Here is a 12,493-nt window from a genome sequence, read left to right as displayed (position 1 = left end):
TGCTGCGGGCCGACATTTACCCCACACTGGAGAGCCCCAGTGCCACCGACTGGGCCGACCGCATGGCCCTGCCGGTCGCCAGCATCATGTGGACCCCGGTGGCCAGCGTCACGCCCGACACCGACATCCGCCGCGTCGCCCAGGTGCTGCTGGACACCCGCCTACCCGGTCTGCCCGTGGTGGACGACAACGGCCTGCTCACAGGTTTTGTCTCGCGCACCGACATCCTGCGCGCCGTGGCCAACGATCCACCGTTGGACGTGTGGGGCTGAGCCTGACAACAAAAAGCCCGCAATAGCGGGCTTTTTGTTGTCAGGGAGCAGTGAACGCGATCAGGCGTGTGCTGCGCGCAACTTCATGGAGAAGTCCTGCAGGGCTTTGATACCGCTGCTCTCGGCGCGGTGGCACCAAGCTTGCAGATCTGCCGTCAGCTGTTCACGCGACTGCGAGGTGTTGAGCCACATCTGGCGCAGCTCTTCGCGCATCACCACCATCTTGTCGAGCACGGGGTGGGCGGCGCGGGCCTGGTCCAGGTGCGGCTGGGCAGCAGCAGGCACTTTTTCCGCATCGCGGTGCATCCAGCGCTTGGCGGCTTGCAGGGCCGACAAGTCGCCTTGGCGGGCCTTGAGGGCTTCCAGCTCGGCCGTGCAGGCTTGGCGCATTTCGCGGGCAAAACCGGCCATCACTTCGTAGCGGTTGGCGATCAGCGCTTCCAGTGTTTTTTCATCGGCTACGGGCTTGATGGCACCCAATTGCAGCTTCGGTGGGGTTTTTTTGACCTTGGCCAGGCCGACTTTTTCCAGGGCACAGATGTACATCCAGCCGATATCAAACTCGTAGGGTTTGACCGAAAACTTGGCCGACGTGGGGTAGGTATGGTGGTTGTTGTGCAACTCTTCACCACCAATGATGATGCCCCAAGGGGAAATATTGGTGCTGGCATCCGGCGCTTCAAAGTTGCGGTAGCCAAAGTAGTGGCCAATACCGTTGATGACACCCGCAGCCCAGAAAGGCGTCCAGGCCATTTGCACGGCCCACACGGTCAAACCGGCGGCGCCAAACAGAGCCAGGTTCAAAATCAGCATCAGGCCCACGCCTTGCCAGCTGAAACGGCTGTACACATTACGTTCGACCCAGTCGTTGGGGCAGCCGTGGCTGAACTTGGCGATGGTTTCCAGATTCTTGGATTCTTTGCGGTACAGCTCCGCGCCGGTCCAGAACACGGTCTTGATGCCGTGGGCCACGGGGCTGTGTGGATCGTCCTTGGTTTCGCACTTGGCGTGGTGCTTGCGGTGGATCGACACCCACTCTTTGGTGACTTGGCCGGTAGCCAGCCACAACCAGAAGCGGAAGAAATGGGCCGGCAGCGCGTGCAGATCCATTGCCCGGTGCGCCTGGTGGCGGTGCAGGTAGATGGTGATGCTGGCAATGGTGATGTGGGTGGTGACCAGCGTGTACAACACGACCTCCCACCAGGACAGATTCAACAGTCCGTTCGCAAGCCAGTCAACGGCTGCGTTCAACACAGCCCAATCGGGTAACAACATAAGGTAAAAGCCTCGGTTTTTAGAATAAGCGGGCGGTTGAGATGGTGCCAGCCAGCCCGCTATTGTAAATTGGACCCCTTAAATTACCTAGGGCTCCGTCTCTACGTACACACACTTGGCGTGGAATTGGACCTATTTCTTCTGCCAGACCGCAGCAAAGAAGCCATCTGTGCCATGCCGGTGCGGCCACAGGCGCAAAAATTCGCCACCACTGACCGGGCCACTGCACAGACTGGCCGCGTTCTCCACCTTCAGATGGGTCAGGATGTCTGCCGTTTCAAGGGGGGTGAATTCAGGATTCGCCGCCGAGAAAGCCAGGGCGATCTCTTCGTTCTCTGCTGGCAGCACGCTGCAGGTGGCATACACCAGGCGACCACCGGGCTTGAGCAGACGGGCGGCGCTTTGCAAAATCGCGGTTTGCTTGACTACCAGCTCTTCCACCGCCTTGGGGGTTTGCCGCCATTTCATGTCGGGGTTGCGGCGCAGGGTGCCCAGGCCGGAGCAGGGGGCATCGACCAACACGCGGTCAATCTTGCCAGTCAGGCGCTTGATGCGGTCGTCGCGCTCGTGGGCGATGGCGGCAGGGTGCACGTTGGACAAACCGCTGCGCGCCAGCCGGGGCTTGAGCGCGTCCAGCCGGTGGCCCGAGGTGTCAAATGCGTACAGGCGCCCGGTGCTGCGCATGCCCGCACCGATGGCCAGCGTCTTGCCACCGGCACCGGCGCAGAAGTCCACCACCATTTCACCGCGCTTGGCGTCGAGCAGCAGGGCCAGCAGCTGCGAGCCTTCGTCTTGCACCTCGATGGCACCCCGCGTGAAGGCATCGAGCTTGGTCAGCGCAGGCTTGTCGGTCAGGCGCAAGCCATACGGCGAGTATGGGGTGGCCACCGATTTGATGCCGACCTTGGCCAGTTCCTTTTGCACGTCGTCGCGCTTGGCGTTCAGAGCGTTGACACGCAAATCCAGGCCCGCGCCGTGGACCAGGCTTTCCACCAGGGGCCAAAATTCGTCTTTGAGCTGCTCTTTCAGCGGCTGCACCAGCCACTCGGGCAGGTTATGGCGATGGCGGTCCAACAAGTCTTCGGTTTTGACCTGGTCGCAGTTTTCCAGCCAGGTTTTCTCCTGGTCGGTCAGGGCGCCGTACAAAAAGTCGCGCGGGCCGTGGAAGCCCAGAATCGCCAGGCGGCGCTGCTTGGAGCCGCTACCGGAAGGGGCCAGGTGGTCAAACAGCAGTTTTTTGCGCAAGACCGTGTAAACGGTTTCGGCCAAAGTGGCGCGCTCGCGTGGGCCCAGCGACCGGTTGTCGCGGAAAAACCGCGAAACCACCGAGTCGGCAGGGTGTTCAAATTGGAGGGCTTGGCGTACGAGTTCAGAACACTCGTCGAGGAAATCTTTAGGATGCATAGCCCCAATTGTCCCATGTGGGTCCCACGCCGCTTTTTTGGCCTCCAAATTTCTATGCAAGACGACACCCTGCCACCACTCATCACCACCCCACCCGGCCGTTATCGCCACTACAAAGGCATGCTGTACGACGTGGTGGGCACGGTGCGGCACAGCGAAACCCTGGAACCCATGACCCTGTACCGTGCCCTGTACGGCGAGCACGGTCTGTGGGTACGCCCGGCGGCGATGTTTGAAGAAGAAGTGCTGATCGCCGGTGTGCGCCAGCCACGTTTTACCCGGCTGACGGACGACGCGGCAAGCGCAGCGTAGCCACCAGCCCGCTGGTGCAGCCGTTGCGCAATTGCAAACTGCCCTGGTGCTTGCGCGCAATGTCGTGGCTGATGGACAAGCCCAGACCCACCCCACCATGGTGGCGGTTGCGCGAAGCTTCGACGCGGTAAAACGGGGCCAGCACCTGCTCCAGCTCGCATTCCGGCAGACCGGGTCCGGGGTCGTGGATTTCAATACACACTTCTTCGGCCGCATCCTTGAGCTGGATGTGTGCCGCGCCGCCGTAGCGGATGGCGTTCTCCACCAGGTTGCCGATGCAGCGCCGCAGCGCCGATGCCTGGGCCAGCACGGGCGCGGCGCTCCCGGTGATGCGCACCGTGTGCCCGCAGGCCAACTGGTCGTCGGCCATGCTTTGTACCAGCGACTGCAGGTCCAGCCGCACAAAAGCCTCTTCATCCACCGCGCCGCGCAGGTAGTCCAGCGTGGCGGTGATCATCGCGTCCATTTCGACGACATCGTTTTGAAAGGCTTGTTTTTGCGCCGGATCGGCCAGCCCTTCCGCGCGCAGCCGCAGCCGCGTTAACGGGGTGCGTAAATCGTGCGACACCGCTGCCACAAAGCGGTCTCGCTCGCTCAGTTGCTGGCGGATTTGCGCCTGCATCTGGTTGAACACCTGGCTGGCCTCGCGGCACTCCAGCGGGCCGTCTTCGGCCAGCGGTGGGTGGTCAACATCCTGGCCCAAGGCCTTGGCAGCGCGGGCCAAACGGCGGATGGGTTCGGACAACCAGCGGGCTCCTATCCAGGCCGCCAGCACCAGGGCACACAGGCGCACCCCAATGTCCAGCCACACGCCCGGCATGGTCCAAATGGATATTTCGGCCGGACGCAGGCCGTCTTCCATCGCCATCTCGGTCAGGTCCCAATCAAAAGACAAGGCAGGTGGCCCCATGCCGATAACGTTTTGCATCGGCGGACGCAGCTCGAACATCATGGTCAACGCCAGCACATGGCTGGCCAGCACCGCCACGCTCAGCAGCAAAGCCAAGCGGCCAAACAAGGTAGCGGGCAGTAGCCGCGCCAATAGCCGGCGCGTGGTGGCTAAGAACGTGTTCATGGTCTTTTTGGGGTCGCGTTGGGGTGCAATCGGGATGGGTTGGTTGTCGCAGACCGCTGCATGGGCTCCCTGCCCATGCAAGGGTTGGGGCAGACAAATCGCCCGATTTCACCCCAACCCGAAGGGCAGATGCCTGTTCGGGCGCTCTGCGTCGTTACAAAACCAGCCCAGGCAGTAAGCCTTGGCTTGGGTTTTGCGCCTAGCTGCGCATCCCGAACAGGCACCTGCGCGACCCCCAAAAGGCCATGAACACGTTCTAAAAGCCGTTTCAGTGCGGCCATGCGGGCTGACCCTGCACGGATTGGGCGGTAAACATATAACCCGAACCGCGCACGGTTTTGATCATCGACGGCACATCGGATGCCTGCGTGGTATCACTCAGCTTTTGCCGCAACCGCGACACCAACAGGTCGATACTGCGCTCGAACGCGTCCATGGAACGGCCCCGCGCCTGCTCCATCAGCTGGTCGCGGCTCAGCAGACGGCGCGGCGCAGCCAGAAAGCTCGACAACAGCCGAAATTCGGCGTTCGACAGCGGCACCACCAAGCCCGACGGCGCGGTCAGCCGCCGCTCGTGGCGGTGCAAAGCCCAGCCATCGAAATACACCACATCGCTGCCCACCTCGTGCAGTATCCGGTCGTGCACCGACGCGGCGCGGCGCAGCACGGTGTGGATGCGGGCCACCAGCTCGCGCGGTTCAAAGGGCTTGCTCATGTAGTCGTCGGCCCCCATCTCCAGGCCCAGCACCCGGTCAAAGTGGTTGGTGCGCGCGGTCAGCATGATGATGGGGATGCCCGAGCGCTGGCGCAGCTCGCGGGCCAGACTGAGCCCGTCGACGCCAGGCAGCATCACATCCAGTACCACCAGATCGATAGGCAAAGTGGCCAACTGCTGGCGCATGCTGGGGCCGTCGCAGGCGGTGTGGGCACAAAATGCGAAGCCCGACAGGTAGTCACGCAGCAGCGTGGTGATGCCTTCGTCGTCGTCTACGACCAGAATTTGCCTACAGGGGTTCATAAGTTGCTCATTTCGCCGAAAAGTGTAGGCAGGCAAAGGCCCCATGAAGCACAGAACTAGGGGTTCTTTACCTATCTTTTCCAGCGCTAAAACCGACTTTTGTACCAGCGCAGATACAAACCGGACAAGCCAGCTTTACCGGGCGACACAAGAATCAGACAAGCAATTTACGCAGCCTTGGCTTGCATGAAATTGGGGGCAAAACACCCCACAAGCCAGGCAAGCTATTTCACGTCAAAGGACTTTTATGGCCTCCATCAGCAGTATCAGCAGCAACAGCAATGCCTGGGCCAACAGTGCCGCCGAGCGCAAAGCCAAGCTGTTTGCCAAGACCGATACCGACGGCAGCGGCGGTGTAGACAGCACCGAGCTGCAAACCCTGATGGACAAGGTCTCCGAGCGCACCGGCGTGACCAACCCCAGCACCGCCGCCGACCTGATGTCCAAGCTGGACAGCAATGGCGACGGCACGCTGGATGCCACGGAACTGCAAAAAGGCATCCCCAGCATTGTTCCCCTGCCCAGCACCATGGACTTTGCCCAGGCACGGGGCACCAGTGGCACCGGCAGCGGCGACATCAGCAACGGCATCACCATTACCACCACGGTGACCACCACCGTCAGTGGCGACAGCGACGGTGACGACGACAGTTTCGCCAGCCTGGACACCGATGGCGACGGCAAACTCAGTAAGGCCGAATTCGATGCCGGTAAACCGCACGGCGCGGGTGGCCCGCCACCCGGCGGCCCACCGCCTGCCGGAGCCGCCGGGGCCAGCAGCAGCGACAGCACGGTCTACGACCCGCTAGACACCAACAAAGACGGCATCGTCTCACCCGCCGAAGCCGCTGCGGGTGCCGCCAACGGCACAGCCAGCACCACCGACACCTTGCAAGCCCTGCTCAAAGCCATCGACACCGACAAGGACGGTAAGCTCAGCAACACCGAGGCCGATGCCTTTGCCAAGCAGGTCAGCACCGCTGTGGAGACGCTGCAAAAGTCGTCTTCCACCCACAACGGCAGCGACCGTATCGATATCAACCAACTGGCCCAGCAGGTGCTCAAGCAATACGCCGCCATCGCCGCCGGACAAACCAGCCAAACCACCGGCTCCACCTTCAGCGTTTCAGCATGAAATAGGGCTCCAGCGCATATTCAACCTGCGCAGGAAGCTATATTTTCAGTAGCACTTCGAAATCCGACATCGGCGGGCCCGGGCGGCGCGCTTGCAGCTACCATCCATCGCAATGACTGCGATGCCCCCACCTCCACCCGCGCCACCGGATTCACCGCCCGAACGCAAGCGCCGCACCGCGAGCATCACCGTGAACGATGTGGCGCGCCTGGCCGGTCTGTCGGCCATGACCGTATCGCGTGCCATCAATACCCCGGACCGGCTGCCGCCCGCCACCCTGGCCAAAGTGCGCGCCGCCATTGCCAGCACCGGTTACGTGCCCAACCTGCTGGCCGGTGGCCTGCGGTCCAACAAAAGCCGCTTGGTCGCCGCGTTGGTGCCCACCCTGGTCAGCCCGGTTTTCAACGAAACCATACAAGCCCTCACCACGGCTCTGCGGCTGCAGGGCTACCAGCTGATGCTGGGACAAACCGGCTATGCCGACCCGCTGGAAGATGAACTGCTGGGGGCCATCATCGGCCGCCGACCCGACGGCATCGTGCTGACCGGTGTGGTGCACTCGGCCGACACACGCCGTCGGCTGCAGGCCTCGGGCATCCCCGTGGTCGAAACCTGGGACCTGACCCCCGAACCCATCGACATGCTGGTCGGCTTTTCGCACAGCGCGGTGGCCGATGCGGTGTGCCGCTACCTGCACGGCCGGGGCCGCCAGCGCCTGGCCGTCATTGGCGGCGACGACGAACGCGCCCAGCGCCGCAGCCAGGCCTTTGTGGCCACCGCGCGCAGCCTGGGCCTGGCCGAGCCGCTGGTGCATGCCGTCCCCGCGCCCACCACCCTGGGCAGCGGGCGTGCGGGTCTACAGGCTTTGCTGGCGCGCAATGCCGACTTTGACGCGGTGTTTTGCAGCTCCGACCTGCTGGCACTGGGCGTACTGACCGAGGCCCAGGCCCTGGGCCTGGTCGTCCCCGATCAACTAGCGGTGGTGGGCTTTGGCGACCTGGCCTTTGCGCAAGACCTGCACCCCGCCCTGACCACCGTGCGCATCGACGGCACGCGCATCGGCACCGAGGCCGCGCGCTGCATCATTGACCGCGTGGAAGGCCGCCCCGTGCCCGAGCGCATGGTGGACATCGGCTTCAGCATCATCGAACGCGCCAGCGTGTAGGCCCAGGCAAAAATTTATAAAAATCAGCCTCCAGCGCAGGTAGTACCTGCGCTGGCAGCTACATTTTTGAGAGTAGCTCTGCCACCACACGCGGGTACAGCAAATGTTCCTGCGTCAGCACCCGCGCGGCCAGCACCTGGGCGGTGTCGCCCGACAGCACCGGCACCACGGCCTGGCCCAGGATGGGGCCGTGGTCCAGCTCGGCGGTCACCTGGTGCACGGTGGCCCCGGCGAAACAGCAGCCTGCGTCCAGCGCGCGCTGGTAGGTGTTCAGCCCCGCAAAAGCCGGTAGCAAAGACGGGTGGATGTTGACCATCCGCCCCGCGTAGCGCGCCACAAACCCCGGCGTCAAGATGCGCATAAAGCCCGCCAGCACCAGCAGCGCGGGCTCATAGCGGTCAATCACCTGCGCCAGTTGGGCATCAAAAGCCGCCCGCGGGTCGGGCGCATCGGCAAAAGCCTTGTGCTCCACCACCTCGGTCGCCAGGCCCTGGGCGCGGGCCAGCTCCAGCCCCCCGGCAGCCGCCTTGTTGCTCACAACCGCCACCACTTGGGCACCGAAACGCCGCGCCCAATCGTCGCGAATCGAGGTGCGCACGATGGCGGCCATGTTGGAGCCACCGCCAGAGATCAAAATAACAATGTTCTTCATACTGACTGGAATTATCCCTGTGACCACCCTCCTCTCGCCCATCGAAGCCCGCGTACTTGCCACCTTGATGGAAAAAGCCCGCACCGTGCCCGACAGCTACCCCCTGTCGATGGTGGCGCTGCTCAGCGGCTGCAACCAGAAAACCAGCCGCGAACCGACCATGAACCTGACCGAGGCCGAGGTGGCCGAGGCCCTGGGCAGCCTGAAAGACAAAACCCTGGTGCGCGAATCCAGCGGCAGCCGGGTCACCCGCTTCGAGCACAACTTCCAGCGCGGCATCGGCGTACCCGAGCAGTCCGCCGTGGTGCTGGGCCTGCTGGTACTGCGCGGCCCGCAAACTGCGGGCGAGCTGCGGCTGAACACCGAGCGCTGGTACAAATTTGCCGATATTTCGTCGGTAGAAGGCTTTCTGGACGAAATGCTGGAGCGCAGCGAAGAAAAAGGCGGCCCGCTGGTGGTCAAACTGCCGCGCAGCCCCGGCGAACGCGAGCAGCGCTGGGCACATTTGCTGTGCGGCCCGGTGGATGCCAACGCCATGGGCACCAAAGCCCCCGAGGGCGGCAACAGCACCCGGCTGGAAGCGCGCATCGAGGCGCTGGAAGAAGAAGTGGCCCACTTACGGGCCACGGTGCAGAAGCTGTGTACCGAGCTGGGGCTAAATTAGCAAACGTGACGACTTGGGCACATGGGCGATCAGAAAATCCATCTGGTCGGCCAGGATGCGGCGGTTGCGCAGAATGAAGTCTTCCCACAGGCTCGGCACGTAGGGCGTGTACAGCAACGGCATATGCGCCTGCTCGGGCGTGCGATTGCTTTTGCGGTGGTTGCAGGCGCGGCAGGCGGTGACCACGTTCATCCAGGTGTCGGCCCCCTTCTGGCCCAACGGCTTGATGTGCTCGCGGGTCAGCTCATCTTCATGAAAATGGTTGCCACAGTAGGCGCAGACATTGCGGTCGCGTACGAACAGCTTGGTGTTGGTCAGGCTGGGACGCAGGTCAAACGGGTTGATGTTGGGTACGCCGCGCGTGCCAATGATGCTGTTGACGGTGATGATGGACTGCTCGCCCGTGATGGCGTTGTGCCCGCCATGGAACACCGCCACCTGCGCGCCCATCTCCCAGCGCACCTCCTCGGCAGCGTAGTGCACGACGGCCTGCTCCAGCGATATCCACGACTGGGGCAGCCCCTGGGCTGACAGCTTCAAGACCTTCACACACGCCTCCTGAATTAATGGATGGACCAATTAACGGAATTGCAGTTACCTGTGCGTCACAATATACAGTGTTTCTATGACAACTTGCCTGACAGCGCTTATTGCACGGGCGCAATCCGCTATTAAAAAGATACCAACCCATGCTGGTTTTTCGTGGCTTTCACCATCCTGACATCGCCCCGGCCTGTGCGCTGACGATTGGCAACTTTGACGGCGTGCACCGTGGCCACCAGGCCATGCTGGCGCTGTTGAACAACGAAGCCCGGCACCGCGGCGTGCCCAGCCGCGTGATGACCTTCGAGCCGCACCCGCGCGACTACTTTGCCAAAGCCACGGGCAAGCCCGACCTGGCCCCGGCGCGCATCGCCACCCTGCGCGACAAACTCACCGAACTGCACCGCTGCGGCGTGGACCAGACCGTGGTTTTGCCGTTTGATGCCGCCTTTGCCGCCCAAACTCCGCAGGCCTTCATCGACGACGTGCTGGTGCGTGGCATGGGCGTGCGCTATGTACTGGTGGGTGACGACTTCTGTTTTGGGGCCAAGCGCGCGGGCGACTACGCCATGCTGGACGCCGCCGGGGAGGCGCTGGGCTTTGACGTGGCCCGCATGAATAGTTACGAGGTGCGTGGCATGCGCGTATCCAGCTCCGCCGTGCGCTCCGCGCTGCAGGATGGCCGCATGGACGACGTAAGCCGCCTGCTGGGCCGCCCGTTCAGCATCAGCGGCCACGTGGTGCACGGGCGCAAGCTGGGCCGGCAACTAGGCGAATCGGCACCGGGCCGCCAGGATGGCTTTCGCACCCTGAATTTACGCTTTGCCCACTGGAAACCCGCCGCCAGCGGCATCTTTGCGGTGCGGGTGCACGGCCTGGATGACAAAGCCTTGATCGGTGTGGCCAATTTGGGCATCCGCCCCTCGCTGGACCCGAACGACATCAACGGTGGCCGCGTGCTGCTGGAAACCCATTGCCTGGACTGGCCCGCCAGCCTGGGTGCCGAGGGGGCCTACGGTAAAATTATCCGCGTGGAACTGCTGCACAAACTGCATGACGAATTGAAATACGACAGTCTGGATGCCCTGCAAATCGGCATCGCCAAAGACTGCGACGATGCACGCGCGTACTTCGCCCGGTTTACCGAAACCAGCCGCCAGACGACGCGCGACCGAATTTAGACGATCTCGTTGCTGTCAGCAGACAGCCCGCCTGATCTTGCAGCCGCCGTCTGTCGGCTGCCTCCCTAACGTGCCAATCGAACATCCCATGACCGAATCGACCGCTCCTGACTACCGCAGCACCCTGAACCTGCCCGACACCCCCTTCCCCATGCGCGGCGACCTGCCCAAGCGCGAGCCGGGCTGGGTCAAGGAATGGGAAGACCAGGGTATCTACAAAAAACTGCGCGCCTCCCGCTGCGGCGCGCCGCGTTTTGTGCTGCACGACGGCCCGCCGTACGCCAACGGCAACATCCACATCGGCCACGCCGTCAACAAAATCCTGAAAGACATGATCGTCAAGGCGCGCCAGCTCAAGGGCATGGACGCGGTGTACGTGCCGGGCTGGGATTGCCACGGCCTGCCGATCGAAAACGCGATTGAGAAGCTGCATGGCCGCAACCTGAGCCGCGACGAAGTGCAGGCCAAGAGCCGCGCCTTTGCCGCCGAGCAGATCGCCGGGCAGATGACCGACTTCAAGCGCCTGGGCGTGCTGGGCGAGTGGGACAACCCCTACCGCACCATGGACTACGGCAACGAGGCGAATGAAATCCGCGCGCTGAAACGCATCATGGAGCGTGGCTTTGTGTACCGCGGCCTGAAGCCGGTGTACTGGTGCTTTGACTGCGGCAGCTCGCTGGCCGAATTCGAGATCGAATACGCCGACAAGAAGTCGCAGACACTGGACGTGGGCTTTGAATGCGCCGAGCCGGAAAAACTCGCCGCCGCCTTTGGCCTGGACACACTGGCCCAGCCCGCCTTCGCCGTGATCTGGACCACCACCGCCTGGACCATCCCCGCCAACCAGGCACTCAACCTGAACCCGGCCCTGACCTACGCCCTGGTACAGACCGAGCGCGGCATCCTGCTGCTAGCCGTTGACCTGGTGGAAAAAGCCATGGCCCGTTACGCGCTGAACGGCACGGTGCTGGCCACCGCGCTGGGCGAAAAACTGGCACTGATCAACTTCAAACACCCGTTCTATGACGTGGACCCCGGCTACCAGCGCCTCAGCCCCATCTTCCTGGCCGACTACGCCACCGCCGACGATGGCACCGGTATCGTCCACTCCTCGCCCGCTTACGGCGTAGAGGATTTCAACTCCTGCGTGGCCAACGGCATCCAAACCGACGACATCCTGAACCCGGTGCAAGGTAACGGCCGCTATGTGGACGACTTGCCGCTGTTCGGCGGGCTGAACATCTGGAAGGCCGCGCCGCTGGTCATCGAGAAACTGCGCGAGCACGACCGCCTGTTTGCCACCGAGACCATCACCCACAGCTACCCGCACTGCTGGCGCCACAAGACACCGGTGATCTACCGCGCCGCGGCCCAGTGGTTCATCCGTATGGACGAAGGCGAGGGCGTGTTCACCGTGGACAAAGCCCCGCAAACCCTGCGCACGCTGGCCTTGAACGCCATCGAAGAAACCACCTTCTACCCCGAAAACGGCAAAACCCGGCTGCGCGACATGATCGCCGGTCGGCCCGACTGGTGCATCAGCCGCCAACGCAACTGGGGCGTGCCCCTGCCCTTCTTCATCCACACCGCCACCGGCGAGCTGCACCCGCGCACCATGGAAATCATGGACCAGGCGGCGGCCATGGTGGAAGCCAACGGTGTGGAAGCCTGGAGCAAGGCCACCGCCGAGTCCATCATCGGCGCGGACGCTGCCGACTACAGCAAGGTCAACGACATCTTGGACGTGTGGTTCGACTCCGGCACCACCCACGAACACGTGCTGCGCGCCAGCCACAA

13 protein-coding genes are annotated in these 12,493 nt (G+C 63.1%); 7 read left to right on the top strand and 6 right to left on the bottom strand.

Annotated features, from left to right (window positions below):
• Positions 1-272, top strand: a 272-nt coding sequence (locus tag ABI213_RS20675; RefSeq protein ID WP_348028470.1) for a CBS domain-containing protein, incomplete at its 5' end; no start/stop codon positions are given.
• Between the two features lie 60 nt (positions 273-332).
• Here ABI213_RS20675 and ABI213_RS20670 read toward each other — a convergent pair.
• Together ABI213_RS20670 and ABI213_RS20665 are read right to left on the bottom strand one after the other, a co-directional pair.
• The gene (locus tag ABI213_RS20670; RefSeq protein ID WP_348005892.1) at positions 333-1,547 is read right to left on the bottom strand and encodes a fatty acid desaturase; all 1,215 of its coding nucleotides are present in this window, start codon (positions 1,545-1,547) and stop codon (positions 333-335) included.
• A 132-nt stretch (positions 1,548-1,679) separates the two neighbouring features.
• Entirely contained in the window at positions 1,680-2,951 is a 1,272-nt protein-coding gene (locus ABI213_RS20665; RefSeq protein ID WP_348005891.1) for an RsmB/NOP family class I SAM-dependent RNA methyltransferase, read from the bottom strand.
• A 54-nt stretch (positions 2,952-3,005) separates the two neighbouring features.
• Here ABI213_RS20665 and ABI213_RS20660 point away from each other — a divergent pair, with 54 nt between their 5' ends.
• Positions 3,006-3,263, top strand: a complete 258-nt coding sequence (locus ABI213_RS20660; RefSeq protein WP_348005890.1) for a DUF1653 domain-containing protein — start codon at positions 3,006-3,008, stop codon at positions 3,261-3,263.
• Here ABI213_RS20660 and ABI213_RS20655 read toward each other — a convergent pair.
• A complete protein-coding gene (locus ABI213_RS20655) occupies positions 3,226-4,338 on the bottom strand; it encodes an ATP-binding protein (RefSeq protein ID WP_348005889.1) in 1,113 nt (370 codons plus the stop codon). The two genes, ABI213_RS20660 and ABI213_RS20655, sit on opposite strands and share 38 nt — an antisense overlap.
• Before the next feature lie 268 nt (positions 4,339-4,606).
• A complete protein-coding gene (locus ABI213_RS20650; RefSeq protein WP_348005888.1) occupies positions 4,607-5,356 on the bottom strand; it encodes a response regulator in 750 nt (249 codons plus the stop codon).
• Positions 5,357-5,603: 247 nt separating this feature from the next.
• Here ABI213_RS20650 and ABI213_RS20645 point away from each other — a divergent pair, with 247 nt between their 5' ends.
• Both ABI213_RS20645 and ABI213_RS20640 read left to right on the top strand, forming a co-directional pair.
• Entirely contained in the window at positions 5,604-6,491 is an 888-nt protein-coding gene (locus tag ABI213_RS20645) for an EF-hand domain-containing protein (protein WP_348028468.1), read from the top strand.
• Between the two features lie 121 nt (positions 6,492-6,612).
• Positions 6,613-7,656 (top strand): LacI family DNA-binding transcriptional regulator, encoded by a 1,044-nt coding sequence (locus ABI213_RS20640; RefSeq protein ID WP_348014724.1) that lies wholly within the window; start codon positions 6,613-6,615, stop codon positions 7,654-7,656.
• A 58-nt stretch (positions 7,657-7,714) separates the two neighbouring features.
• On the opposite strand, the gene purN is transcribed toward ABI213_RS20640, so the two are convergent.
• Positions 7,715-8,308, bottom strand: a complete 594-nt coding sequence (gene purN, locus ABI213_RS20635) for a phosphoribosylglycinamide formyltransferase (protein ID WP_348006822.1) — start codon at positions 8,306-8,308, stop codon at positions 7,715-7,717.
• On the opposite strand from purN, the gene ABI213_RS20630 reads away from it, so the two are divergent.
• Positions 8,298-8,972 (top strand): YceH family protein, encoded by a 675-nt coding sequence (locus tag ABI213_RS20630; protein WP_348028466.1) that lies wholly within the window; start codon positions 8,298-8,300, stop codon positions 8,970-8,972. The genes purN and ABI213_RS20630 overlap by 11 nt on opposite strands.
• Here ABI213_RS20630 and ABI213_RS20625 read toward each other — a convergent pair.
• Positions 8,964-9,521, bottom strand: coding sequence for an HNH endonuclease (locus ABI213_RS20625; protein ID WP_348006820.1), 558 nt, complete (start codon positions 9,519-9,521; stop codon positions 8,964-8,966). The two genes, ABI213_RS20630 and ABI213_RS20625, sit on opposite strands and share 9 nt — an antisense overlap.
• A 140-nt stretch (positions 9,522-9,661) precedes the next feature.
• Between ABI213_RS20625 and ABI213_RS20620 the strand changes: the two genes are divergently transcribed.
• Both ABI213_RS20620 and ABI213_RS20615 read left to right on the top strand, forming a co-directional pair.
• Complete coding sequence (locus ABI213_RS20620; protein WP_348028464.1) at positions 9,662-10,696, top strand: bifunctional riboflavin kinase/FAD synthetase; 1,035 nt, start codon at positions 9,662-9,664, stop codon at positions 10,694-10,696.
• Positions 10,697-10,784: 88 nt separating this feature from the next.
• On the top strand, positions 10,785-12,493 hold a 1,709-nt coding region (locus tag ABI213_RS20615), incomplete at its 3' end, for a class I tRNA ligase family protein (protein ID WP_348028462.1).

The sequence above is a fragment of the Rhodoferax sp. genome (assembly GCF_039922535.1).
GTDB lineage: Bacteria > Pseudomonadota > Gammaproteobacteria > Burkholderiales > Burkholderiaceae_C > Rhodoferax_B.
This window is presented reverse-complemented; position numbering and strand designations above follow the sequence as displayed.